Here is a 23,369-nt window from a genome sequence, read left to right as displayed (position 1 = left end):
GCCCACATGATGACTCATGTGGGCTTTCTTGCGGCTTTATACAGTTATTTTCGTGTAGTGAAGTAACTTACGGTGTAACCCAGAAGCGCTACTATTATAAGAGCGCCAAGGCCAGTCAGTGCAAGAATCTGCACGACACTCGCCGTGTTGTTGACTGCGATGTTGTAGATGCCGCTGATTAGGATGACAAGTGCTACAGCAAGCAATAGATAGAGTATTGCGCTGTTGCTCTTCATAAAAAATCTCTCCATAGGAATATAATCGATATTCGTGATTGCCATTCCACTGTAACATAAAGCTTGTTTATTGAAAAACCCACTGTTTATACATTCTACGGCATGTCAATTCGGCAGGGCATGCAAAATTGTTTACATCAATACCCCTAAGGGGTATAGTGTGAATGAAATGAAATGTGGGGAGTGATTATATGGAACATGATAGTAGAAAACATCACCATGAGAAGGGAACAAGTCATGAAGGACATGAAAGTTCCCACAATCATGAACAAAGCAATAATGGCCACATGGGGCATGACCATCATGGAGATATGGTGGCAGAGTTCCGCAACAAATTCTTCGTCATATTGATAGTCACCATTCCCATCATGCTGCTGTCACCGATGATCCAGGAATTCATGGGAGTGGAGTGGCGTTTCACAGGTGACCTCTACATTCTCGCCGCATTGTCCACCTTCGTCTACTTCTATGGAGGCTGGCCGTTCCTCAAGGGAGCCGTCGATGAATTGAGGGGTGGAGAACCCGGCATGATGACCCTGATCGGCATGGCCATCTCCATCGCCTTCTTCTACAGTGTCGCCGTCGTATTCGGTTTTAATGGAGAGCAGATCTTCTGGGAACTCGCCACACTCGTACTCATCATGCTCCTCGGGCACTGGATCGAGATGCGCTCAATCAACAATGCATCCAAAGCCCTGGAGTCTCTGGCCTCGCTCATGCCCGATACGGCACACCGCATTTCAGGGGATGGTTCTACAGATGAAGTGCGTGTCGATGAAATCAAAGCAGGGGACCATGTGCTGGTGAAGCCTGGGGATAAGATGCCTCTGGACGGAAAGATCATAAAAGGGGAATCACAGGTGGACGAATCGATGCTGACCGGGGAGTCGGTGCCGGTAGTGAAATCCGTAGGTGATGAAGTGATCGGCGGGTCGATCAACAGGGAAGGCTCACTCACTGTAGAAATAGAGAAACTCATGGATGCGTCCTACCTGAATCAGGTCATCGAAATGGTGAAGGACTCACAGAAGACCAAATCCAGGACCCAGGATGTCACCAACAAGGCAGCCAAGTGGCTGTTCTATATCGCCTTGGCTGCAGGAATCATCACCTTCATCGTCTGGCTCTCCATCGGATCGACTGTGGATACGGCCATCCAGAGGATGGTGACGGTCATGGTCATCACCTGTCCGCACGCTCTTGGTCTGGCAGCACCGCTCGTCATTTCAGTTTCGACTGCGCTTTCTGCAAAATATGGACTGCTGATACGCAACCGTCCCCAATTCGAGCAGGCGCGCAATATCAATGCAGTGATATTCGACAAGACAGGCACATTGACTGAAGGAGCATTCGGAGTCACTGATATGGAGACCTTCAGCAGCATGGATGAAGATGCAGTCCTGTCATATGCGGCAACTGTCGAAAATGATTCGGAGCATCCGATTGCGACAGGTATAGTGGATGAAGCTTCTGCAAGGAATCTGGAGCTTCATGAAATGTCCGATTTCAATTCCATTACAGGCGTCGGTATCGAAGGAAAGATTGAAGGCAGGAATGTCAAAGTAGTCAGTCCCGGCTACGTTGCTGAACATGATATCGACTTTGATGATGCACGTTTCAATGAATGGTCAAGCCAGGGTAAGACCGTCGTCTTCCTCGTGGTGGATGAGGAGCTGTCTGGAGCAATCGCACTTGCAGACAAAATCAAGGAAAGTGCAAAAGAGACGGTGGCTGAACTGCATAAAAGAAATATCAAAGCCATCATGCTGACCGGAGACAATCGGAAAGTGGCAGACCATGTGGCAGAACAGATTGGGATCGATGAAGTCTATGCCGAAGTCCTGCCGGATCAGAAGGCGGACAAGGTGGCAGAAATCCAGGAACGGGGACTCGTCGTGGCGATGACCGGCGACGGTATCAATGATGCTCCCGCATTGACGAGGGCAGACGTCGGCATTGCTGTCGGAGCAGGTACAGACATCGCCATGGACAGTGCAGATATCGTGCTCGTCGACAGTAATCCGAAGGATATCCTTGCGATATTCAGCCTGTCGAAGAAGACGTACAACAAACTTGTCCAGAATCTGATTTGGGCCACCGGCTACAACATCTTCGCGATTCCATTGGCAGCCGGCGTACTTGCCCCCTGGGGCATCATTCTGAGTCCTGCTGTCGGTGCGATCCTGATGAGTTTGAGCACCATCATAGTCGCCATCAATGCACAGCTGCTGCACCGTTTCGAAGTTGAATGATGAATAAGAAGGAGCGCCTGCTGGCGCTCCTTTTTTGTGGAAAGAAAATCGAGGGGCACATGATTGACGGCCGCATCCATATGACACTATTATAAAAGTGAAGGTGCTTTTGGGCCAAACCATGTGAAAAGAGGGATAGGGATGATCCGATTCGACAATGACTATACTGAAGGTGCACACCCAAGGATTATGGAAAAGCTTGCAGAGACGAATGAAGAACAGCTTCCTGGCTACGGCAGGGACCACTATTCGGATGAGGCGAAGGCGCTGATCACAAGATTATGTGATAACGATGTGGATGTACATTTCATGGTCGGCGGTACGCAGGCGAATCTGACCATCATTTCATCAGCTCTCCGGACCCATCAGGGGGTCATCGCCCCGGATTCCGGACATATCGCAGCTGATGAAACCGGAGCGATAGAAGCGACAGGCCACAAAGTACTGGTGATTGAAAATGAAGATGGGAAGATCAGTGCGATGCAGATCCAGGACTTTGTGGATGGACACTGGACCAGTCCCATCCGTGAGCATATGGCCCAGCCGAAGATGGTCTGCATCTCCCAGCCGACCGAGTCGGGGACCATGTATTCCAAGCAGGAACTGGAGGAGATCCGGAAGGTCTGTGATGATCATAATCTTCATCTCATGGTGGACGGGGCGAGGCTTGGATATGCACTTGCCGCTGAAGACAATGATGTCACCCTGGCCGACCTGGCCAGGTTATGCGACGTCTTCTACATCGGCGGTACAAAGGTGGGGGCATTGTTTGGGGAGGCAGTTGTAATATCGAATAGCGCCCTCAAAGAGGATTTCCGCTATATCATCAAGCAGAAGGGCGGCATGCTGGCAAAGGGGCGGCTGCTCGGCATCCAGTTCAAAGTGCTGTTTCAAGACGACCTGTATGTGGACATATCACGTCATGCCCTGAAAATGGCAAAACGTCTCCAGGAAGGCTTTGAAAGCAAAGGGATTAACATGCATTATCCATCGCCGACCAATCAGCTGTTTCCCGTGCTGACGACGGAACAGATGGATGAATTGAGCCGAAAGTATGCTTTCCAGCCATGGGAAGAACTGGATGAAGACAGGAAAGTGATCCGCTTCTGTACCAGCTGGTCGACCAAAGAAAACGATGTAGAGGCATTGATTGCAGACATAGGGAAGCTATAAATAATGCCCATCCGGAGGATGGGCATTATTTATAGTCAACTGTTCATACTTTTCCGATCAGTATAGGTCTGTTCTTGCTGTCCTTGTAATCTCCTCCCGTTTTTCATAGATGTTCGTCACGATGACCTTAAGCACCGCATAGAAGGGGACGGCGAGTATGATGCCCCAGATGCCGGCAATGTTTCCAGCTGCGAGTATGATCGTGATCACTGTCAGGGGATGAACATTCAGTGCGTTGCCCATGATATTCGGTGTGATCAGGTTCCCTTCAATCTGTTGGGCGACAATCATGATGATCGCCACATACAAAGCCATGATCGGATCCTGAACAAGAGCGATTATCAATGCTGGAATCACAGCGAGATAGGGACCCAAAAACGGAATGATATTGGTTGCGACACCGATGAGCGCAAGAAGGAAGGCATAGTCAAGGCCAATGAGCAGATAGCCGATCAGCAGCATGGCCCCGACAGACAGGCTGACGAACAACTGTCCGACGATATAGGCCTTCAAGATTTCATCCACATCATGCAGCGTTTTGCGGATCCATGTCCGTCTTTCACCGGTAAAGAAATGGGCGACAAACGGTGCGAACTTCTGGTGGTCGATCAGGATGTACACCAGGAAGAATGGAACGAGGATGAGGGTAAGCACCCCAGAAACCAGACCAGTCAGGAAAGATACGATCCACGAGCCGACATTCGAAGCCCAGTCGGAAAATTGTCCGGCTATGCTGTTGGCCTGTTCCCGGACAGAATCCGGCAGGTTCTCACGCTGGCTCAGTAGGGATCTTCCATATTCTTCTGCACTTCTGATGATTCCGGGCGCATTATTCACAAAGGAATTGATCTGGCTGGCAACAATTGGTGCAATCAGGATGTAAAACAGCCAAATGAGCACTCCCAGCAAAATGAAGATAGCCAAGATGGCGGACCATTTCGGAAAGCCCTTTTCTTCGAGGAAATACAATATAGGTCTTGTCAGATAAAAAAGGACTCCACCAAGCAGCAGGGGCAGGAAGATGGTCTGTACGACCACCACGATCGGAGAAAATATGCCTTGAACTTCCATGAACAAGCGTATGATCAGTAATGAAAAAATAATGGCGACGGCTGTACGGAACCAGATTTTATGTGTCATTCAAACACTCCTTTCTTCTATACTCCATACCCGGACCGCGGCATCGTATTTTACAATGGCTATACTTCTTACAATTGGATTGCTAAAATCAGGGAAGGGTATAATCAATGAAACACATGAGCCAAAGGAGAATTTGAATGAAGGATTCCAAGCAGTTTGAAGCGTTGCTGAAAAGCCTGGATGGGCAGAAATACGGAGCATACAAACGGTTGAAGGGCACATACCGCTTTGAGCGGTTCAGACTTGCCGTGGACAATATCCAGTCCGATCCATATGCACCGCCATCCAAGATGCGTATCATCATGGATAAGGACACAGCCGGCATCCCTGATGACCTGCTGGATGGCAAAACCAAGGTCATCGCAGCATCCGACTTTTTGACACGGGCATTCGCAGATCAGACACAAGCTGAAAAGAAGACCTCTAAGGGCAGGGCCAGCATCCAGATCGACAGGTGCGGCCAGGAGATTCTGGAACGAACTTCCGTAATGATCGGGGAGAAGGAACTGGAAGTGCGCTTTGAAGTCGGGATGCCTGCAGCAGGCAGGAAGATACTCGGGAAGGCCGCTGTACACATCTTCATGGACATACTCCCAAAGGTGGCCGAGAAGGCTCTGCTGTATAGGAATCTGGACCAGGAGGCGCTCAAGGAGCAAACGACACTCATGGTCGATCAGACATATGTGAAGGAGGAATTGGCACGCAGGAATCTGGTCGCGTTTGTGGCGAATGATTCCATCCTCCCCCGGAAAAGCGGCGTCTCCGACAGACCGATGGAGGGTGCGGTACCATTTGCAAGTCCGGAGCGGTTTGAAATTGAGATTGCCCTGCCGAGCGGCCGGAAAGTGACCGGGATGGGCATCCCTGAAGGAATCACCCTGATCGTCGGCGGCGGGTATCATGGGAAGTCGACCCTGCTCCAGGCACTGGAACGCGGGGTCTACCATCACATCCCGGGGGATGGCCGAGAGATGGTCATCACCCGGCCCGATGCATCGAAGATACGGGCGGAAGACGGGCGGAACATAGAGAAGGTGAACATCAGCACCTTCATCAACAACCTGCCCGCCAAAAAGGATACAAGGGCGTTTTCGACCGAAAATGCCAGCGGAAGCACCTCCCAGGCGGCAAATGTCATGGAGGCGCTGGAATATGGGTCGTCCCTCCTGCTCATTGATGAGGATACATCAGCGACGAACTTCATGATCCGGGACGCAAGGATGCAGAAGCTGATTGCACCGGACAAGGAGCCGATCACACCATTCTCGAGCAAAGTGAAGCCGTTGTATGATGACAAAGGCGTGTCGACCATCCTGATTGTCGGTGGCTCTGGCGACTATTTTGAAGCGGCCGACCAGGTGCTCATGATGGATGAATACAGGCTGAAGGATGTTACGGATGCTGCCAAGGAGATCGCCAAAACGGAAGGGTATAGGCGTGAGAACCCCTCTGATGACCAGTTCGGCGAGGTGAGTTCCAGAATTCCCCTGAAAGCAGGGTTCTCGAAAGCCGGGAAGGACGGAAGACTGAAGTCGAAAGGCAGGACCAGCATCCTCTATGGCAGGGAACCGATCGACATGTCGGGGCTGGAGCAGCTTGTCGATGACAGTCAGACGAACTGCATTGCGGTCATGCTGGATTATTTCAGGAATGAGGTATTGGATGACAGGCGGACGCTGTCGGAAGCGGCCGACGTCATCTATGCGCATATTGAAAAGAATGGCCTCGATTCCATTTCCCCCTATACCGGCCATCCGGGGAATCTTGCGCTGCCGAGAAAACAGGAATTCTGCGCGGCCATCAACCGTTACCGCGGCCTGAAGGTGAAGAGCAGCAGAAGCTAGGACAAAAAAAGCGGCATCTCCAAATTTTGGGGATGCCGCTTCATTATTTGCATGTTCATTCAATACACAGCTTCAGGAAGCAAGTGCTACTTGTACTGGTTGAACTGGTTGTCGCCTTTTTCCTGTTCGACTTGGTCTGCTGCATCATTGATCTTCCCTTGCGTTTCATCCTGTTTCGCCTGTACTTTCGACTTCTCGTCCCTGAAATCCTGCTGCTTGGCCTGAGCCTTCTCCTTCATCTGTTCCTTTTGGCTCTTGCCTTCTTCAGCCTTCAGTTCGGCTTCCTGCCGCATCTGTTCCTGCTGATCTTTATTCTGCTCTATCATGATCATGCACTCCTTTGCGCAAAGATTATGATGATACAGTTTGTTCTACCATTTTTGACATGCAGTTAAACACCATCCTATATCCTCTATAGAACGGCAATCAGCGTGCCACCTGCGGCACCCGCCAATACAACCACCCATGGCGGGAGTTTCCAGTGGACAAGCATGCTGAAAAGTATGGCGGCAAGAACAAAATCGGCCGTCTGATTGATGCTGCTCGTCCATATCGGGTTGTATAGGGCTGAAATCAATATGCCGACGACCGCAGCATTGATGCCCGTCAGTGCACCTTTTATGTTTGGATTGCTGCGCAGCATATTCCAGAATGGCAGACTTCCCAGTATGAGCAGGAATGCCGGCAGGAAGATTGCAAATACCGCAAACAATCCTCCCTGCCACCCACTGATTATGGTGCCGAGGTAAGCGGCGAAGGTGAACAGCGGGCCGGGCACGGCCTGAGCTGCACCATAGCCTGCAAGGAATTCCTGTGCCGTCATCCAGCCTGTGGGCACGAACTCCCGTTCCAGAAGCGGCAGCACCACATGGCCGCCTCCGAAAACGAGCGCACCTGAACGATAGAAGCTGTCGAGCATTGCCATCCACTGATTCGAGGTCGCTTCACGAAGGACCGGAAGCAGAACGAGCAGTGCAAAAAAGAGGGAGAGACATACGTACCCCACACGCTTTGAAATAGGAAAGTGAACGGTATCACCGTCATCTGTCGAGTGATTGCGGTAAAGGATGAATCCGATTATCCCCGCAAGCAGAATGACGCCTACCTGCGTAAAGGCGGTCTGCCATAATAAAGTGATGACGAGCACACCCAGGGCGATGGTCCTGCGCTCGAGATCAGGCGTCAGTTTCTGTGCCATGCCGATGATCGCATGGGCCACGACGACCACTGCAACAACCTTCATTCCATCGATCCATCCTGCATCTTCGAAGCCATAAGTATTGAGCATAAGTGCAAACAGTATGAGTGCGATTACAGAGGGGAGGGTGAAGCCGAGGAAGGAGACCAGCCCCCCGACCAAGCCACCGCGGACGACACCGATTCCGATGCCGACCTGACTGCTTGCAGGCCCAGGGAGGAACTGGCATAGGGCCACCAGGTCGGCATAGGCCGCCTCATCCATCCATTTCCTCCTCCGTACGTATTCTTCATGGAAGTAGCCCAAATGCGCAATCGGCCCACCGAAAGAGGTCAGGCCGAGTCTTGTGGAAACAATCAATATTTCCATCAGCGTTTTTATTCTGCTGTCTGTATCTTCATTCATCCATGCACCATCCTGATCGTTTTCTGGTGTAACAACGCATTGCTTTGCGCAATGCTGCCATCAATAAACTAGCACGGATTACACCAGGGTTCAATAACATTTACAGAAATGACACTTATTCAGTCGGCGGTGATTTATTTGACAATTTAGAAAGTATTCTCTACCATTGGAGGCAACTGAATAGAAACACCACTAGGGGTGCTTTTTTGCTGAGACGGCCGTTCGGCCGATCCCTTGGACCTGATCTGGCTAATACCAGCGTAGGGAAGTGGGTTGGTACGGCATAGACTGTCTACATACTGAACCCGTTTCCTGCGCTGGAAACGGGTTTTTATATTCTATAAGGAGAGGTTATATGCTGACTGAAGAATTGAGGAATGACGCGGAGCCCATCATCGAGGCGATCTATGGTGATGATTTCAACATGGCAGCCACGAAGGAACGCTGGATGGAGGTGGGTGTCCATGTCTAGAATGCCGATTGCCCTGACTGTCGCGGGAACCGATTCCACCGGCGGTGCGGGGGTGGTGGCCGACAGCAAGACCTTTCATTCGAGGGGAGTATACGGTATGGCGGCGGTGACGTCCCTGACCGCCCAGAACACCACCGGCGTACAGGATGTATTCAATGTGCCTGCAGACTTTCTGGAAAAACAGCTTGAAAGCATAATGAGTGACGAGGTGCCCCACGCGATGAAGAGTGGGATGGTCGCAACAGTGGATATGATGGTCGTGCTTGCGAATATGGTGGCGGACTTCAAAATTCCCTTCGTCATCGACCCGGTCATGATCGCCACGAGCGGTGATGCGCTGATGGAGGAGGAAACCATCGAATTCCTGAGGAGCACGCTGGTTCCGAAATCCGTGACCGTAACGCCCAACATCCATGAGGCCGAAAAGATTACAGGCCATAAAATCGGGGGTGAGGTGGATATCAGAAAGGTCGGACGCATCTTCCTTGAGGAACTCGGTGCACACAGTGTGACGATCAAGGGCGGCCATCTGCAGGGGGATGCAGTGGATTATCTCTTCACCCGGGATGATACCGTCATTTTGAGCGAACCGCGTATAGAAACGCAGCACACCCATGGCACAGGATGTACATTCTCTGCTGTGATGACGGCAGAAATTGCGAAAGGAAAGACGCTTGAAGAGAGCTTCCGGCTGGCCAAAAAGTATATTACATCCGCCATCAGAAACAGTCCGGGCATTGGCAAGGGCAATGGGCCGGTCAATCACTTCAGTTTCAGGGAGGAAGAACTGCATGAATAGATTGGAAAGAATGAGAGAAGAGAATCCCCTCGTCATCTGCATCACAAATGACGTGGTAAAGAATTTTACTGCAAATGGGATGCTTGCGATCGGGGCCTCTCCCATCATGAGCGGCGAAATCACAGAGTCGGAGGACCTGATGAAGGCAGCATCGGCACTGCTGATCAACATTGGTACAGCTGACCGGGCAAAGGTCCATCTGATGGATGAGATGATGGAGGCGGCGGATGACAATGGTGTGCCCATCGTTTTCGATCCGGTCGGCTTCGGTGCATCGCGTTTCAGGGTGGATGTCACCGAAGATCTGCTGGCCCGGCATAAAGTGGCACTCATCAAGGGGAACGCTGGTGAGATGCTGGCCCTATCCGGTTCGGAAAGCCGCATGAAAGGTGTGGATTCCGTTGAAAAGACGAACACGGCAGAAATAGCCGAAGCTGTCTACCGGAAGTATGGCGTGCCGGCATTGGTCACTGGAGAGAAGGATGCACTGGCGACGGAGCATGGTGTGACGACGATGGTGAACGGTCATGGCCTGCAGGGAAAGATTACAGGATCAGGATGTCTGCTCGGTGCCATAACGGCTGCATTCATCGGGACTTCTGACACCTTCGAAAGGAACGCGGTTGTGGATGCTGTAAGCTACTACAATCTTTGTGCCGAAGCTGCAGCCGGCAAGTGCGCCATACCGGCACCGGGAAGCTTCATTGCGGGTCTCATCGATGAATTATATCTGAATGACGATACTCTGCTTGAAGACAGCATTGTGGGAGGTTTATGATGGATCGCGAACTTCTCAGGCTCTATTTCATCTGCGGCAGCGAAGATGCTGGGGGTGATGCGGTTCAAACCGTACGTGAAGCGCTGGAAGGCGGTGCCACGATGTTCCAGCTCAGGGAGAAGGGGCAGCATCCACTCGAGGGGGATGCACTGGTCCGTTTTGCTTCAGACATTAAAAGGGTGTGCAAAGAGTACGATGTGCCATTCATCGTCAATGACGACTGGAAACTGGCAGAAATGGTGGAGGCCGACGGTATCCATCTCGGTCAGGATGACATGGCGGTATCGGACCTTCCTGGCTATTTCGATGACAAGATCATCGGGCTGTCTGTAAGGGATCGGAAAGAACTTGAAGTGAGCAACCTGGAAAAGGTCGATTATATCGGTACCGGGCCTGTCTTCACGACATCTTCAAAGGCTGATGCGGGCACAGCAATCGGGGTAGAGGGTCTGGTTGAAATGCGGCGGCTGATCGGTGATATGCCGATGGTCGCAATCGGGGGCATCGACGACAAAAACTACAAGTCCTGTCTGGACAGCGGAGCCGATGGTATATCCCTGATTTCCACAATCGCATGGGCAGAAGATGTCGGAGCTGCCGCTTCCAGGTTCCTCGAAGAATGAGGAAGGTGAGCTCATATCCTATATGTGACATAACGGGAAATGATTGATGGAATCAGGATTGGCGGGAGGGACTGTATGCAGGAAGTATATGGAAGTATAATCGATGAACAGACACGCTGCGTCCACTACCACTCGAATGAAGACATCATTGCCATCAAGTTCAGATGCTGCGGAAAGTATTATCCATGCTACAGATGCCACGATGATCAGGAGGCCCATGCCATCATCCCTTGGGGAACAGACGAATATGATGCGTATGCCATCCTGTGCGGTGTATGCCGCAGAGCACACACCATCAGTGAATACATGAATACGGACAGGTGCCTCAAGTGCAGTTCCAAATTCAATGAAGGCTGCAAACATCATCACCACATCTACTTTGGGTGACCACAGCAAAAAGAGCCGCTTCCTTAAAAAGGATAGGGGCTCTTTTTATGAATCCTGTCATTTCATCAATTTTTTCGCCAATGGGGCGACACCGAGGCTCTGTACAATGAGGGAAATGAGGACCGCTGCAAATGACAGTGAAATGATGAGGTCTGCATCTCCCGAACTGCTTTGGGAATAGATGCTCAATATGAGATACACAGACATAGATCCCTTCAGGCCCGACCATGAGATGAGTGTCGATTCCCTCCAACTGATATGGTGGCGCCATTCCGAAAACATCTGGGTGCTTGCCAATATGACGATGAAGCGTATGAAAAGGGATAGTGCGAATATGATTACAGCAAATAACCAGCCATCAAAGATGAGGAATTTAGCTGCCTGGATGCCGATCAGCAGGAAAAGGAGTGCCAACAGCGACATTTCTGCAATTTCCCAAAATCCATCCAAAGACTCCCGGAAGTGCTCTTCCTTTTCTGCAGTGCCATACTCGAAAGACAGCATGATGCCGGCAAACACAGTGGCGAGAACCCCCGATACACTGATGGCTTCAGCCAGGTTGAATGTCCCGTAGGCCAAAACGATGCTCAACATGACCTGGTAGTGCCTGTGGTGGGTGAAATGCACGGCCTTGGCCATCAACCAGCCGAACAGGACGCCGAGCAGAACCCCTCCCAGTGAGACGAGGAGGAACTCTCCAAGGAAAGACAGTACACCGACAGACTTGCTCCCGGTGAACATGCCGGCAAGTGCACTGAATATTACGATGCTTGTACCATCGTTGATCATCGATTCCCCTTCGACGACATCCGCCACACGTTCATCTCCTGCAGCAGACTTTATGATCGATACTACAGATACCGGGTCCGTTGGTGTAAGGATCGAAGCGATCAGCAGGGCACCAAGGAATGATATGGAGACGAACGGGCCGCTCAATGCATAGATCGCGCCGCCCAGCAGAGCCACCGTCAGCATGATGCCGACAGTGGCAAGAAAAGCGATGATGCCCGCATTCTTCTTGAAGCCATCTGCCGGAAACTGATATGCGGAAGTGAACAGCAGTGCCGGCAGGAAAACGTGATAGATGGTCTTCTCCGTCACTTCGACGGAGGAGAAGTAGGGAATGAAGTACAGGCCGATTCCGAGGAGGACAAGGATTACCGGCACTGGAAAGTTATCCTGCTTCTTGTCGATTGTAAACACTATGTAGCCGACCAGGAGAAGCAGAATGGCTTGTGAAGTCGTCAAGACGATACCCCCTGAGTAGATGATGTACCTTACAATTCCCTTTAAACCGGTGCATAAACGCTGCGGGTGTCGCCCACCATCAACCTGGACGGCTCTTATAGATAAGCTGGATTCCTAAGTCTGCAGAAACTCCAATGCCTTTTCCAAATCTACATCCCGGGTAATATGCGTGGGGGTCCATGGTATGTGGATGTCCGGATGGATGATGGAAACAGCTTCTCCATCAGCCTTTTTATTCATGCCTGCCATCCTTGAAGTCGGATACCACAACTCAAACAGACCTTCCCACTCTTCGATGACAAGATTGGAGTAGTCGTTGACCCCGGCAGTCGGCCGGCCGATGACTGCAGCTTTGGGTGATTCCTTGCAGAATTCAATCAAGGCTTCAGACGCGCTGGCACACCCCACATCAGACAAGGCGACGACCTTTTCAGGGAGAGCTTTCCCCTGAATATTGATGGCAGGTGATTCATCCTCGAGTATTTTGAAGCCTTGGCCAACATTCTTCGCCATATCCTCCACATATTTATTCAAGTTCGTTTTGACCGTTTCATCATCGATGTTTTCAAGGAACTGACCAAACACCTTTGCAGTCAACTCGACATTCCGCCGGGTACAGTTGGATTCCTGGATTGAATCCTCAAGCGGAATCGAGGTCTCTCCTTCAGGAAAGAGGTAGGGCAGCAGATTCCTGAATGCCAGATCACTGCCACCGCCATTTCCCCTGACATCGATGATGAGTTTTCCTGCAGTCTCCAATTGCTCTTGATATTCCTCAAGCATCACCTCTACAGCTTTTACATTAGCGAAAGAGGGGAGGGACATGAAAAGTACACCATCGTTAAGTCTCTCCACTTTGAATTCAGGCTTCCGATTCTGATTTGCATACTGTTTCAACTCCATCGTCTTCACTGTCCCATCCCTGGACTCAACTTCACAGCTGGAGTATCTTTGGATGATCGGCTTCCAGTTCTCCCTCTCTGCGACTAATTCGAACAGTTCCCTTTCATGTTTTTCGATAAGTACACTGACCGGTATACCATCCAAAGAAAGGAGGGCATCACCGGTCTCCAGGCGGTCCTCATCCGTCACTTCAGTGACATGAAGCTTATCATTAAAGCGCCTAGTGCTGAAGCCATTATGATATGTATTTTGTTTGCCGTTATCCTTCACTCTGAAGTACATGTGGCGGTCCTTGAAGTCGAGCAGATAATCCTCCACAATTTCCTGGAATATCACAGCATCGAGCGCATCTTCAGCTTCCATTCTTTTTATCCGGTCCCTGTACTTCCCGGGATCATCCCACCCCTTCTTATCCAGATGGCCGGAATAGTCATTATGTGTGATTGAGATGATGTCATCAAAGATTTCTGTATACATGGTGCCTCCTGTTTGTTTTTTGAAGTATCACTTCAGCAGTCTGATTTCTATGGCAAGTGTGCCCCATTCAGTCTCCTGTTGCCGCGTATATATTTCGTAGGTGCTTTCAACCATTTCTTCTATCGTCCTGTTATCAGCATCCATATCCTTTGCGGGAATATCCCTGTACATATCTTTGAAAGTAGGATAGGTACGCAGGGCCGTCACTTCCACGGTTAAAGTTTCACCATCTTCGGGGAGCTTCGTGAACCTGATGGTATCCTTGATATCAATTTTCCTTCTTTTAGGGTCGTTCAGCCTGACTTCCACTGTTTTTCGTCCGGCTTTCATTGAGTTGAAGGGTGCTTCATACAATCCCATGCTGTGCTCCATTTTCTGGTCTCCATTCAGATCAATTTTAATTGTGGGAATTCCAAAACCCGATTACTATATATGGTAACATATAAATAAGTGAAAATTTAGAAAAAATAAGTTGTAGAAGGGGCCTGCTAATTATGATAAGGTATCCAGTTTTAGAAGAAAAAGCCGGAATAGGAATAACAGCACCATCATCCGGCATACCAGAAGAGATGCATGACTTACTGGAGTCGGCCATACAGAAGTTGAAAGATGAAGAGTATTCGGTTGTTTCCGGTGATACTGCATGGACACAGGAGAAGGCAAAATCCGCTTCTGCAAAAAAACGGGCAGAGGCGTTCAATGAAATGATGCGCGATGAATCGATCGGACTTATCTTCCCACCGTGGGGTGGGGAACTGTTGATTGAAACGCTTGAATATATTGACTTTGACAGCATCCGTGAGAAATGGGTGCTGGGCTATTCAGACATCAGTCTCCTGCTGCTGGCCATCACTTTGAATAGGGGAATTGCTACGGCCCATGGAACCAACCTCATCGATCTGAGGGGAGAGGCATCAGATGAAACGACACGAATGTGGAAACCTGTTTTATCCAATAAAGAAGGAGACACCGTCATTCAATATTCATCAGAAAAGTACCAGGAGGACTGGGATTTTGATAATCCTACACCCCACATATTCAATCTGACTGAAGAGACGTATTGGAAGACAGTATCAGGTCATGATGAAAAATTCGAAGGCCGGCTGTTGGGGGGATGTATGGACACCATTCGACATCTGATCGGCACACCGCTTGGAGATGTCCAGTGCTTCAGGGAAGAATATATCCCGGATGAACCGATTCTCTGGTATCTGGAAAACTGCGAGATGTCCATTGTCGAACTCAGAAGGACACTGGTCCATATGAAACTTGCAGGGTGGTTCAAGGACGCATCAGCGATCATGTTCGGGAGAAGCTCATCAGACATGCCTGTTGAAGATTATACAGTCCAGGATGTATACCAGGAACTTTCTGAAGAATTGGGCGTCCCTATTGTCTACGATATAGATTGCGGGCATATGCCCCCACAGATCACCTTTATAAATGGCGCATATGCAGAAGTGGAAGTGAAGGCAGGCAACGGCGTGGTCTCACAGACTTTCAGGTAGAGTAGAACCCGGTACAATATTGTCGTCTTCCAAAGTAGAGATTTGCTCATGTATAAGATTCAAGCTTTTCAAAACAAAAGATGGGGAGGGTGAACTGTTGGAATTTATAGAGATAAATGAGGATAATTTCTGGAAGGTCATTAATATGGAAGTAAGTGAGGATCAGGCCGGGTTTGTCGCTCCGAATGTAAAATCTTTGGCAGAATCCTACTTATACAGAAATGATGACGATGTGATCCCATACGCTGTACAAGATGAGGATGAAGTGGTTGGATTTATATTGATTGATATCGATGCTGAGAAACGGGAGTTTATGATCTGGCGGATGATGATAGACAAAAGGTATCAGAAACGGGGGTATGGGAAGCAGACGATTCAAAAAGCGATTGATATGGCTAGAAAGTCGGGCAAGTATGACATACTGGTGGCAGATTACGTTAAAGGAAATGAAGTGATGGGCAAATTACTCAAATCCATCGGTTTCTATTCCCATTCATTTGATGAGGAGAACAATGAATATGTTTTGCATTATAAACTGTAAACACTTCTATTCCTGAAAGGACTATGGAATGTAGTGGGCATGTCATTTGTTGGGAGGGATACAATTGAGCAAGAAAGCATTTCATGTATACAACATTATTATTTTGCTTCTATTGTTATCATTCAACCTTCTGGTCCTACTTGCCTATGGTTTCGGAGAGGGTGGAATGGGGGTTTCACAGTTGGTGCCAATTGCACTTTCGTTTGTGATCTGGAGTGTTTTTTACCTCATTCAATTTGCACGTTCCAACAGAACTTGGAGAATGGCCTGGTTTTTAGTCATGTTGGTGTTTCTATACTTCTGGCAGACAGGTGTGGGGTCAGCTTTCGGCAGATTGATTGGTTAATAAAGGACTCTTTATTGTTTTTGGCAGCACAATAACAGGAATTAAAGTGGACATGAGGCAATATGCAAAGAATCCATTAAAAAGAAATCATCATTGAAAGAAAATATATATCATGGAAAGAAGCTTGATAATGAGAAAACTCGTGGTCATTCTACTCTTCATCTCTGTCATCTGCATCGCATTTGCTGCGATTTTTGTAAAGCTGTCTGAAGCACCGGCAAGCATCATCAGCATGTACAGAATGATATTTGCCGGCATACTGCTTGCTCCCATCGTCTTCAAGTACAGGCGGGAGTTGATGAAACCCACACGAAGAGAGTGGGGCGCGCTGACCATCGCGGGGTTATTCCTCGCAATGCATTTCGGTTTCTGGTTTGAATCACTCAAGCTTACATCCGTGGCGAGCTCAACGGTCATTCTTGCACTGCAGCCAATTATTGCAATGGTGGGGGCTTACCTTGTATATAGGGAAAAAGTGAGTGGCAGGGTTGCTTTTTCAGTGTTCATTTCATTTTTCGGTGTCGTCATCATCAGCTGGGGGGATTTCAGTTTTACGGACTTAAGTGCAATCACGGGCAATATCCTTTCATTCCTGGGCGCGGTAGCGGTTGTATGCTACTTTATGATCGGACAGAATTCCGTCCGGAACCTTACGCACTGGGTCTACAGCTTCATCGTGTTCAGCATTGCCGGGGGATTTCTATTGATATACAACATCGTCGCCCAAACCGAATTGACCGGGTATCCACCAAGAGAATGGGCCCTGTTCATACTGCTTGCGATTTTCCCCACCATCGCGCATGTCATATTCAACTACCTGTTGAATGAGGTGAGTCCGACCACAGTTTCGATGGCCATGCTGCTCGAGCCCGTCGGGGCATCCATCCTGGCATTTTTCCTGTTGTCGGAATATCTCGGGAAGTATCAAATTCTCGGCGGAATCATCGTGCTTTTTGGTGTCTACTTCTTCCTTTTGAGCCAGAGGAAGTCGAAATATAGAGAAATTTAGGAAGGAGAGACTCTTGCAGCCTTTCGGTTGCTTATAGATTTTTCTTGAAAACATAACTGACTTTATCATAATCCATCTTTTTCTCGTAGAACTTATGGGCCTCTTTACGTGCCAATCCGGATGAAAGGGCGACACTTTCATAATTATTCTTTTTAGCCCATTCATGGATGAAGTCTAAAAGCTGCTTGCCATGACCCTTGGACCTGATGGCACTGTCTGTGACAAGGTCGCATACCCAGACAAATCTCCCGTAATAAAGTGTAATCATCGGTTTGAATCCACAGACTGCAACTATTTTCTCATTGTCGAAAAGGGCATACATCAGATAATTATCCACTTCTTTCGCTTCTTTCACGAGATTGATATACTGTTCTTCATCCAAATGTGTTCTCAACTGTTGCATTATGGGAAAGGCACTGCGAAATTCTTCTTCTGTATTCAATTCTTTTATGGTTGTGGTTTTCAAGTTAATAACTCCTTTTATATATGTTTATTAAAGATGATCAAGCACGACTTATTGTTGATTTCAGCAAGATCTTGAATTTTTCTTCCTCCTCAATATCAGGGTTATGGTTGCTGTACTCGAAAGTGGTCAATGAACCGTTAGGTATCAGATCTGCTACTTCCTCACTGAAGACATGCAGGCATTGTGCATCATGTCTGCCACAATAGATATGAGCTTTGACCGGTGTTTTCTTCCATTCTTCACGGACACCATAGTCTTTAAGCACCGATGTGAAGTAATCGATTTTGGACATCAGTGTCCTCCCGCTTTACTTCCGGTTCAGCAGTTCATAGTAGGCGTCTTTTCTGTACAGTGACATCATAATCCATTCCTTGGACAGGACAATGTGTTCTTCAAGTGGTATCTCCGGTTTGCGAAGTTCTGTAAACATCTCCTTCATCCTCTGATTGCTAGGGTTATCCTTGCAGTAGAGAGTGCTAGCATGTTCCATATACTCATAGGATGCACACAGCCCGCCGGCAATGATTTTGGTCAAGCTACCCGGGCACATCACCGCGTATTTCAAAGCAAGGAATCCTCCAGTGGAGTAAACAGAAAATGTCCATTCATCAAATCTTAGTGATTCTCTGATCGCTTCCAGGTCGTGAATGGCATCATCCATGCTGTATGTATATTCATCAGTTTGATCAACAGATCGGCCGGCGCCGCTCAAGTTGATGACATGGACAGTATAGTGTTCGGATAAATCCTGGGACATGATGCGGCCCTTCTCATTAAATTCACTGTAGAGGTGCGTAATGGTCAGAGGCGGTCCTTTACCTTTCTTGAATAATTCGAATTGTCCTCTCTCTGTATCGATTAGTGAAGCTCGAAGCATCCAATTCTTCCTTGTTGATATTAATAATATCTAAAAATTCAATCTTTAATTTGATGTAATTGTAGCATACGAAAGAGCTACAGAAACTGAGTCATTTTCCAACAACATCTTTTCAAAGAAAATAAAAACATCAAAAAAGCGTTGAATTTCCGCTTTCTGATGCTTAAATATTTCAGAATATCTTATTAACTACTTAACTCTTCATCATCACTATAAATGACTTCAACATCTACTTCTTCATCATTGATAAAGAAATTCATCGTCTCTCCATCCTGATCAGAATCCAATTCAATGGAGTAGAGTACATATTCCTCACTATCATCTGCTTCATCAGTATTACATGCAGCCAAAAAGCATGAAACTGCCACTATAAATATGATTTGCAAGCGTCTCAAATACTCACTCCTCGTATAATATTATTAGAGTAATATTACTATATAATGAAATGAATACTCAAATCATGGACATAATGAGATCGATATCACCCCTTATTTTTAAATTGTACCTTTATACAGTATATTAGAACTTTTACTTAAAATGGAGGTATCGACATGGCTTATTTAATTCTGTTGAGTGGACTGTTTTTAGGATTTATTCTTTTCATGTTCACTTTTATTGTTGCGAAGAGGAACGGCAAGTATTATTTAGCACCAATAATCACTTTGCTTTTTGCCGTAATTATTGTTGCATATGGCTTATTCTTCGTTGGGGGATTTGAAGGAATGGCTTATTTATTTCTATCAGCCGGCTTTTTTATTATTAGTATCGCAGGTGCACTATTTCTACCCCTATTAAGCAGTGGAAAAGAAGCAAAGCAGCTCAATAAAAGAGATAAAATTAGCTTGTTGATTTTACCTATTATTTTTGTGGCAACGATTGGCATTACCATTTATTCAGAACAAGGATATTGGATTATTGCACAGTCAAATATTGCGCCTGTAGAAACAGAGGGTTACCGAATATCCACTATTTCTGAGGGAAGCAAAGAAGTTACTTTATTATTAGGGGAAAAATATCTAGGAAAAGAGATTGAAGTTGAAAATTTAAGTAAACAGGGAGCTACAGAAATTACGCTGAAATTTGTAGATGGAGGGGAGGAAGACAAAGTTCCTTTTATTCAAATAGGCATAAGAGAAATAAATGAACCTTTGCAGGTAAAAACAACCGATGGTGTGATTTTTGAACCAATTGGAGGAAAAGTGGGAAAATGAATTCTCCCATATTTCTTTTTAACTAACACTTATGAATTTGCTTCGAATTGGTTTTGGTTACATCAATTACAATCCTTTTTAATACTTTTTCATCCATATAAAAAATACCGAAAGTTTGATATAAAAGGATTTCAACAGATTAGGCGATTTTTGAATTTACCTGTATATTATCAAAATGTTAATTACTTCAATGCCTACAGGGAATACGTATAATAAATATTTTACAGATTAAGAGGGGGAGGACATAATGAGGAAAATAAAGACCGCATCTGAAGATAGAGCAATATATGGAGTATGCGGTGGAATTGCCAGAGAAACAGGCATACCTACGATTTTGATAAGGTTGATTTTCATATTTACAATGCCTGTTTCAATCCTTGTATATTTTGTACTGGCTTACTACGTCTTCGATGACGACTACTTGTAAAGAGAATGACTAAGTTACTCAAGATGACGCTCTTATAACGCTTCATAAAGTATTTCAATTTTAAATAGCTTAGGTAGCATTGATAGCTGCTCAATTGTTGTTCGAAAACTTTATTAATCTTATTACACTGAAAAGAATCAGTGCAATCGATAAAAAATCAGATGTATTAAAAGCATTGCGAGCTCCGGTAAATGGATCACACGGATGGTTGCCTTCTTCTGCCGCCTCTGTCTAATCTTTCGGCAATATTGTTTGACAAGACTATAACTGCCATCATAGCCCTGCTTTCTGATGAATGTGTAAATACTGTAGACACTGCACTGAAGCTCCAGTTTCGAGTCAATGGTCTCCGTATATGTATCCAGCTTGCTTGGCTTTTGGTTTTTTTGCTTCCTCATACGCCGTTTGCACTGTCCGGTAGTCGCAGTTGTACTGTCTGGCCAGTGCAGCAAAGTTGGATCTGATGTCGTCAATCACATAGCGTCTCACTCCTTCGCGTATGTCTTCTCTCATCCATCTGTCTTCTTTCTTCCGGATAAGAAAAGCATACAAAAAATGTAGGTAAACCAACAATTTCAAATTGCCGATTACCTACATTTTATAACTGCCACTTACATTCAAACTTAGATGCACCATTCTCATCATGGTTTGCTATTATATTTATGTTTTTCCTTCTTGTGATTTTAAGAATCACTTATATTTTGTCATATAAATTAATAATCGGTAGACATGCCAGATACGATATAGACAAATAAAAAGAAGATACCGAATGCTATTGTTATAATGAGAGACACCCCAGGAAGAAGATTGGGCTCTGATTTTTTTAGAATACCAATTATTGAAAGTACTAAAGCTAAAGCTAATGAAATAAGACTAATATAAATTTCTATCGCCGGGCTTCCTGTTATAATCGGCCCTCTCGTCATAATGAGTGTAAAATAAAATATGGAAAAAACGATACTAAGCAAAGAGATCCAGCTTATCAAAGATGCACTTCTCATAAATTTCTACACCTTCTTTCAATTGTATTATTTCTATTTTTGGCCAAATTTGTTTTTATAAACATAATTGTTTGTGGTATTCGATGTTTGGTGAAGGAACTTCATTTTAGAATATGATATTCGAATAAATTAGATGGAATATTTTACGATTGAGTAATTAAATGCAAAGATACAAGCTGTTTTTGTTTCTTAAAGATATGGAATTCATTAGATAATATATCTATTGTTAGGTTGTGTGTAAATGAAAGTTGAACTTTTTACAAAATCAGATCCTTCAATTTTATTAAGGATGAATAACGATGAAAAATAAACTGCGATTGATTACAACCAGAGGAACTTTTATTATGATAGCTGTGTTTGTTTTAATCGTGATTTTAAGAAGTTTACATTTAGTCCCGGGAGAAATTTACTACAATAATAACATATCTCCAACATTACCTTTGATTCTTTTATCAATAGCTTCTTTCATATTTCTGATACTTGGAATTTTTTGTTTATTTGTCTTAAAGGAAAGAAGAGGAATGCTTATTTTGTCGCTAATAGTGAATATTGGCTTTCTTGCTTTCCAATATTTCTTATTTTTTGGTCTATTACAATGGGGTGCATAGCGCACTTTATTACAAAAAGAGTATAGAGTAAAATCGTTTCCATAAACATAATTGTAGTGAAAAACACCGTAGGCTAGATTTTTCTATTTTAGTAGTTAAATAAATATTTTCAGATTGGGGCTTTAACATGAAAAATTGGCATGTTCATGGTTTAAATATAATCGTTCTAGTTGCTATATCAGTATTTGGCCTGCTCGCTTTGTTTGGAAATGCAATGAGTGCTGTCTCATCTCCCAGCATCAATTTTGCAGTCTACACTTCTTTTTTATGGTGGGGAATTTTTTACGGTATTCAGTTTTTAATGCAAAACAATATTTGGAGAGTTACTTGGTTTTTAATTTCTTTAATTGTTCTATGGTTTTGGATCTCTGGTGGGGGAGCCTCATTTTGGAATATGATGTTCGAATAAATTAGATGAAGTATTTTATGATAGAGAATTTAAATGCAGAAATTTGTGATGATTAAAGTTGTTTTTTTCAGGACGTAAGTATGAATTCTAGTCAAACGGTGGGTAAACGATTAATGTGGACCCCATGTCAAGGACACTTTGAAAAAATCACATATATTAACACTGCACCATTCAATATGACTCCTATTATAATAAACCCCAGTTTTTAAGATGCGTGGGATGTAAAATTAACGTAAAGATATCTTTACTTAAAGGGATTCATTAATTATAATAATAGTAAAGGTATCTTTACTTTTTGGAGGGGGAGTCTTGGGAGTAATAAACCATATCAAAGAAATCCGCACAAGGAAGGGAATCACTCAAATCAAAATGGCCGAAGATCTTAAGGTAACACGGCAAACGATGAATGCGATTGAGAAAAATAAGTATAATCCCAGCTTGGAGCTTTCTCTTAAAATTTTAAAATACTTTGACGAACCTATGGAAAATGTCTTTATTCTCGAGGAGGATGAAAATGAATAATCTATTCGATCAGGAGAGCCAAGTTAAAAACATCAGAAAGAGCAGATTGTATATGGTCTTGGGAATAGTGGGTGGGATGCTGCTGGGATCTCTTGTGGTTTATTTCATCCAAGGTCGATTCCCGATTGAAGTCATGGCTGGAGCAACTTTAGCTGGATTCTTACTGCTGCTTTTTGAATTTTTCATAGCCAGACATGAAAAAAGTGATTTACCAGAGACGGATGAACGCATATCCCATAACATTTTCGTTTTCATGTCCATACTCTCTCAAGCAGCTCTTGCCATTCTGGTACTGGGATTATCAGTTTTTTCACTGTTCGGCGAAGAATCGATATCAATAATCTATTTATGGATCTTTTTCCTGATTTACATACTTGTCGGGTCAATAGGTGGCATCATTGTAAAGAACAGGTAGGCAGGTACAATAAGTGATGGTGGGTCGGTTCAATGATCGTCTATCCAGTCCCACCAGAAAAAGGAGTAGATACCCAACACTGTAGAGTGCAGAG

The 23,369-nt window shown here is 45.9% G+C and carries 29 protein-coding genes and 1 riboswitch; of the genes, 17 read left to right on the top strand and 12 right to left on the bottom strand.

The genetic code is table 11. The features are described from left to right. Positions 1-44: 44 nt before the first annotated feature. The gene (locus LLU09_RS02580; RefSeq protein WP_040104580.1) at positions 45-236 is read right to left on the bottom strand and encodes a hypothetical protein; all 192 of its coding nucleotides are present in this window, start codon (positions 234-236) and stop codon (positions 45-47) included. A 191-nt stretch (positions 237-427) separates the two neighbouring features. Between LLU09_RS02580 and LLU09_RS02575 the strand changes: the two genes are divergently transcribed. Further along, positions 428-2,488, top strand: a complete 2,061-nt coding sequence (locus LLU09_RS02575; protein ID WP_228310350.1) for a copper-translocating P-type ATPase — start codon at positions 428-430, stop codon at positions 2,486-2,488. Positions 2,489-2,629: 141 nt separating this feature from the next. After that, the gene (locus LLU09_RS02570; RefSeq protein WP_228310349.1) at positions 2,630-3,661 is read left to right on the top strand and encodes a threonine aldolase family protein; all 1,032 of its coding nucleotides are present in this window, start codon (positions 2,630-2,632) and stop codon (positions 3,659-3,661) included. Positions 3,662-3,718: 57 nt separating this feature from the next. Here the strand turns inward: LLU09_RS02570 and LLU09_RS02565 are convergent, their stop codons facing one another. Beyond that, positions 3,719-4,801, bottom strand: a complete 1,083-nt coding sequence (locus LLU09_RS02565) for an AI-2E family transporter (protein ID WP_228310348.1) — start codon at positions 4,799-4,801, stop codon at positions 3,719-3,721. Between the two features lie 137 nt (positions 4,802-4,938). On the opposite strand from LLU09_RS02565, the gene LLU09_RS02560 reads away from it, so the two are divergent. Next, positions 4,939-6,645 (top strand): ABC-ATPase domain-containing protein, encoded by a 1,707-nt coding sequence (locus LLU09_RS02560; RefSeq protein WP_228310347.1) that lies wholly within the window; start codon positions 4,939-4,941, stop codon positions 6,643-6,645. A gap of 86 nt (positions 6,646-6,731) precedes the next feature. Here LLU09_RS02560 and LLU09_RS02555 read toward each other — a convergent pair whose 3' ends face one another. Together LLU09_RS02555 and LLU09_RS02550 are read right to left on the bottom strand one after the other, a co-directional pair. Continuing rightward, complete coding sequence (locus LLU09_RS02555; RefSeq protein WP_228310346.1) at positions 6,732-6,971, bottom strand: hypothetical protein; 240 nt, start codon at positions 6,969-6,971, stop codon at positions 6,732-6,734. Positions 6,972-7,057: 86 nt separating this feature from the next. After that, on the bottom strand, positions 7,058-8,248 hold the full coding sequence (locus LLU09_RS02550; protein WP_228310345.1) for a chromate transporter: 1,191 nt from the start codon (positions 8,246-8,248) through the stop codon (positions 7,058-7,060). Positions 8,249-8,432: 184 nt separating this feature from the next. After that, positions 8,433-8,532, top strand: a riboswitch (TPP riboswitch). Positions 8,533-8,712: 180 nt separating this feature from the next. On the opposite strand from LLU09_RS02550, the gene thiD reads away from it, so the two are divergent. The 4 genes from thiD to LLU09_RS02530 all read left to right on the top strand — a co-directional run bounded on the left by thiD (position 8,713) and on the right by LLU09_RS02530 (position 11,307). Then, complete coding sequence (gene thiD, locus LLU09_RS02545; protein WP_228310344.1) at positions 8,713-9,519, top strand: bifunctional hydroxymethylpyrimidine kinase/phosphomethylpyrimidine kinase; 807 nt, start codon at positions 8,713-8,715, stop codon at positions 9,517-9,519. After that, positions 9,512-10,297 (top strand): hydroxyethylthiazole kinase, encoded by a 786-nt coding sequence (gene thiM / locus LLU09_RS02540; RefSeq protein WP_040104588.1) that lies wholly within the window; start codon positions 9,512-9,514, stop codon positions 10,295-10,297. The genes thiD and thiM overlap by 8 nt, the downstream gene beginning before the upstream one ends. Then, on the top strand, positions 10,297-10,920 hold the full coding sequence (gene thiE, locus LLU09_RS02535; RefSeq protein ID WP_228310343.1) for a thiamine phosphate synthase: 624 nt from the start codon (positions 10,297-10,299) through the stop codon (positions 10,918-10,920). Before thiM ends, thiE begins: the two co-directional genes overlap by 1 nt. Positions 10,921-10,995: 75 nt before the next feature. After that, positions 10,996-11,307 carry a CHY zinc finger protein gene (locus tag LLU09_RS02530; protein WP_228310342.1) on the top strand — a complete coding sequence of 104 codons (312 nt, stop codon included), beginning with the start codon at positions 10,996-10,998 and terminating at the stop codon, positions 11,305-11,307. A gap of 57 nt (positions 11,308-11,364) precedes the next feature. Here the strand turns inward: LLU09_RS02530 and LLU09_RS02525 are convergent, their stop codons facing one another. The 3 genes from LLU09_RS02525 to LLU09_RS02515 all read right to left on the bottom strand — a co-directional run bounded on the left by LLU09_RS02525 (position 11,365) and on the right by LLU09_RS02515 (position 14,307). Next, positions 11,365-12,555, bottom strand: coding sequence for a cation:proton antiporter (locus tag LLU09_RS02525; RefSeq protein WP_228310341.1), 1,191 nt, complete (start codon positions 12,553-12,555; stop codon positions 11,365-11,367). A 114-nt stretch (positions 12,556-12,669) separates the two neighbouring features. Then, entirely contained in the window at positions 12,670-13,935 is a 1,266-nt protein-coding gene (locus LLU09_RS02520; protein WP_228310340.1) for a S41 family peptidase, read from the bottom strand. A gap of 27 nt (positions 13,936-13,962) precedes the next feature. Next, a complete protein-coding gene (locus LLU09_RS02515; protein ID WP_228310339.1) occupies positions 13,963-14,307 on the bottom strand; it encodes an ASCH domain-containing protein in 345 nt (114 codons plus the stop codon). A 122-nt stretch (positions 14,308-14,429) separates the two neighbouring features. Between LLU09_RS02515 and LLU09_RS02510 the strand changes: the two genes are divergently transcribed. From LLU09_RS02510 to LLU09_RS02495, 4 genes are all read left to right on the top strand, one after another. Then, positions 14,430-15,443 carry a S66 family peptidase gene (locus LLU09_RS02510; RefSeq protein WP_228310338.1) on the top strand — a complete coding sequence of 338 codons (1,014 nt, stop codon included), beginning with the start codon at positions 14,430-14,432 and terminating at the stop codon, positions 15,441-15,443. 97 nt (positions 15,444-15,540) lie between these two features. Then, entirely contained in the window at positions 15,541-15,984 is a 444-nt protein-coding gene (locus LLU09_RS02505) for a GNAT family N-acetyltransferase (RefSeq protein WP_228310337.1), read from the top strand. A gap of 64 nt (positions 15,985-16,048) precedes the next feature. Beyond that, positions 16,049-16,330 (top strand): hypothetical protein, encoded by a 282-nt coding sequence (locus LLU09_RS02500; RefSeq protein ID WP_228310336.1) that lies wholly within the window; start codon positions 16,049-16,051, stop codon positions 16,328-16,330. A gap of 124 nt (positions 16,331-16,454) precedes the next feature. Continuing rightward, complete coding sequence (locus LLU09_RS02495; RefSeq protein WP_228311109.1) at positions 16,455-17,339, top strand: DMT family transporter; 885 nt, start codon at positions 16,455-16,457, stop codon at positions 17,337-17,339. Between the two features lie 31 nt (positions 17,340-17,370). Here LLU09_RS02495 and LLU09_RS02490 read toward each other — a convergent pair whose 3' ends face one another. The 4 genes from LLU09_RS02490 to LLU09_RS02475 form a co-directional block, all read right to left on the bottom strand. Next, positions 17,371-17,805 carry a GNAT family N-acetyltransferase gene (locus LLU09_RS02490; RefSeq protein ID WP_228310335.1) on the bottom strand — a complete coding sequence of 145 codons (435 nt, stop codon included), beginning with the start codon at positions 17,803-17,805 and terminating at the stop codon, positions 17,371-17,373. Positions 17,806-17,842: 37 nt separating this feature from the next. Next, entirely contained in the window at positions 17,843-18,097 is a 255-nt protein-coding gene (locus LLU09_RS02485) for an alpha/beta fold hydrolase (protein ID WP_228310334.1), read from the bottom strand. 15 nt (positions 18,098-18,112) lie between these two features. Next, positions 18,113-18,682 carry an alpha/beta fold hydrolase gene (locus LLU09_RS02480; RefSeq protein WP_228310333.1) on the bottom strand — a complete coding sequence of 190 codons (570 nt, stop codon included), beginning with the start codon at positions 18,680-18,682 and terminating at the stop codon, positions 18,113-18,115. A gap of 185 nt (positions 18,683-18,867) precedes the next feature. Continuing rightward, complete coding sequence (locus LLU09_RS02475; RefSeq protein ID WP_228310332.1) at positions 18,868-19,077, bottom strand: hypothetical protein; 210 nt, start codon at positions 19,075-19,077, stop codon at positions 18,868-18,870. Positions 19,078-19,233: 156 nt separating this feature from the next. Here LLU09_RS02475 and LLU09_RS02470 point away from each other — a divergent pair, with 156 nt between their 5' ends. Together LLU09_RS02470 and LLU09_RS02465 are read left to right on the top strand one after the other, a co-directional pair. Then, positions 19,234-19,893 (top strand): hypothetical protein, encoded by a 660-nt coding sequence (locus LLU09_RS02470; RefSeq protein ID WP_228310331.1) that lies wholly within the window; start codon positions 19,234-19,236, stop codon positions 19,891-19,893. Between the two features lie 247 nt (positions 19,894-20,140). Then, positions 20,141-20,320, top strand: a complete 180-nt coding sequence (locus LLU09_RS02465; RefSeq protein WP_228310330.1) for a PspC domain-containing protein — start codon at positions 20,141-20,143, stop codon at positions 20,318-20,320. A gap of 339 nt (positions 20,321-20,659) precedes the next feature. Here the strand turns inward: LLU09_RS02465 and LLU09_RS02460 are convergent, their stop codons facing one another. Beyond that, the gene (locus LLU09_RS02460; RefSeq protein WP_228310329.1) at positions 20,660-20,833 is read right to left on the bottom strand and encodes a hypothetical protein; all 174 of its coding nucleotides are present in this window, start codon (positions 20,831-20,833) and stop codon (positions 20,660-20,662) included. Positions 20,834-21,620: 787 nt separating this feature from the next. Here LLU09_RS02460 and LLU09_RS02455 point away from each other — a divergent pair. The 4 genes from LLU09_RS02455 (at position 21,621) to LLU09_RS02440 (ending at position 23,275) form a co-directional block, all read left to right on the top strand. Then, positions 21,621-21,929, top strand: a complete 309-nt coding sequence (locus tag LLU09_RS02455; protein ID WP_228310328.1) for a hypothetical protein — start codon at positions 21,621-21,623, stop codon at positions 21,927-21,929. A 127-nt stretch (positions 21,930-22,056) separates the two neighbouring features. Then, positions 22,057-22,338 carry a hypothetical protein gene (locus tag LLU09_RS02450; RefSeq protein WP_228310327.1) on the top strand — a complete coding sequence of 94 codons (282 nt, stop codon included), beginning with the start codon at positions 22,057-22,059 and terminating at the stop codon, positions 22,336-22,338. A gap of 309 nt (positions 22,339-22,647) precedes the next feature. After that, positions 22,648-22,860: a helix-turn-helix transcriptional regulator gene (locus LLU09_RS02445; protein ID WP_031545153.1), complete on the top strand. Its 213-nt coding sequence runs from the start codon at positions 22,648-22,650 to the stop codon at positions 22,858-22,860. Beyond that, positions 22,853-23,275 (top strand): hypothetical protein, encoded by a 423-nt coding sequence (locus LLU09_RS02440; RefSeq protein WP_228310326.1) that lies wholly within the window; start codon positions 22,853-22,855, stop codon positions 23,273-23,275. The genes LLU09_RS02445 and LLU09_RS02440 overlap by 8 nt, the downstream gene beginning before the upstream one ends. Positions 23,276-23,369: the final 94 nt, after the last annotated feature.

The sequence above is a fragment of the Salinicoccus sp. RF5 genome, from assembly GCF_020786625.1.
Lineage (GTDB): Bacteria > Bacillota > Bacilli > Staphylococcales > Salinicoccaceae > Salinicoccus.
This window is presented reverse-complemented; position numbering and strand designations above follow the sequence as displayed.

What these genes read in the sequence shown, in the direction of transcription:
- LLU09_RS02530 (WP_228310342.1), top strand. Translation starts at nt 10,996, where the DNA reads ATGCAGGAAGTATATGGAAGTATAATCGATGAACAGACACGCTGCGTC.
- LLU09_RS02520 (WP_228310340.1), bottom strand. Translation starts at nt 13,935, where the DNA reads ATGTATACAGAAATCTTTGATGACATCATCTCAATCACACATAATGAC.
- LLU09_RS02550 (WP_228310345.1), bottom strand. Translation starts at nt 8,248, where the DNA reads ATGAATGAAGATACAGACAGCAGAATAAAAACGCTGATGGAAATATTG.
- thiD (WP_228310344.1), top strand. Translation starts at nt 8,713, where the DNA reads ATGTCTAGAATGCCGATTGCCCTGACTGTCGCGGGAACCGATTCCACC.
- LLU09_RS02515 (WP_228310339.1), bottom strand. Translation starts at nt 14,307, where the DNA reads ATGGAGCACAGCATGGGATTGTATGAAGCACCCTTCAACTCAATGAAA.
- LLU09_RS02470 (WP_228310331.1), top strand. Translation starts at nt 19,234, where the DNA reads ATGGCTTATTTAATTCTGTTGAGTGGACTGTTTTTAGGATTTATTCTT.
- thiE (WP_228310343.1), top strand. Translation starts at nt 10,297, where the DNA reads ATGGATCGCGAACTTCTCAGGCTCTATTTCATCTGCGGCAGCGAAGAT.
- LLU09_RS02480 (WP_228310333.1), bottom strand. Translation starts at nt 18,682, where the DNA reads ATGCTTCGAGCTTCACTAATCGATACAGAGAGAGGACAATTCGAATTA.
- LLU09_RS02465 (WP_228310330.1), top strand. Translation starts at nt 20,141, where the DNA reads ATGAGGAAAATAAAGACCGCATCTGAAGATAGAGCAATATATGGAGTA.
- LLU09_RS02565 (WP_228310348.1), bottom strand. Translation starts at nt 4,801, where the DNA reads ATGACACATAAAATCTGGTTCCGTACAGCCGTCGCCATTATTTTTTCA.
- LLU09_RS02580 (WP_040104580.1), bottom strand. Translation starts at nt 236, where the DNA reads ATGAAGAGCAACAGCGCAATACTCTATCTATTGCTTGCTGTAGCACTT.
- LLU09_RS02460 (WP_228310329.1), bottom strand. Translation starts at nt 20,833, where the DNA reads ATGAGAGAAGACATACGCGAAGGAGTGAGACGCTATGTGATTGACGAC.
- LLU09_RS02455 (WP_228310328.1), top strand. Translation starts at nt 21,621, where the DNA reads ATGAAAAATAAACTGCGATTGATTACAACCAGAGGAACTTTTATTATG.
- LLU09_RS02555 (WP_228310346.1), bottom strand. Translation starts at nt 6,971, where the DNA reads ATGATAGAGCAGAATAAAGATCAGCAGGAACAGATGCGGCAGGAAGCC.
- LLU09_RS02570 (WP_228310349.1), top strand. Translation starts at nt 2,630, where the DNA reads ATGATCCGATTCGACAATGACTATACTGAAGGTGCACACCCAAGGATT.
- LLU09_RS02440 (WP_228310326.1), top strand. Translation starts at nt 22,853, where the DNA reads ATGAATAATCTATTCGATCAGGAGAGCCAAGTTAAAAACATCAGAAAG.
- LLU09_RS02575 (WP_228310350.1), top strand. Translation starts at nt 428, where the DNA reads ATGGAACATGATAGTAGAAAACATCACCATGAGAAGGGAACAAGTCAT.
- LLU09_RS02450 (WP_228310327.1), top strand. Translation starts at nt 22,057, where the DNA reads ATGAAAAATTGGCATGTTCATGGTTTAAATATAATCGTTCTAGTTGCT.
- LLU09_RS02560 (WP_228310347.1), top strand. Translation starts at nt 4,939, where the DNA reads ATGAAGGATTCCAAGCAGTTTGAAGCGTTGCTGAAAAGCCTGGATGGG.
- LLU09_RS02485 (WP_228310334.1), bottom strand. Translation starts at nt 18,097, where the DNA reads ATGTCCAAAATCGATTACTTCACATCGGTGCTTAAAGACTATGGTGTC.
- LLU09_RS02510 (WP_228310338.1), top strand. Translation starts at nt 14,430, where the DNA reads ATGATAAGGTATCCAGTTTTAGAAGAAAAAGCCGGAATAGGAATAACA.
- thiM (WP_040104588.1), top strand. Translation starts at nt 9,512, where the DNA reads ATGAATAGATTGGAAAGAATGAGAGAAGAGAATCCCCTCGTCATCTGC.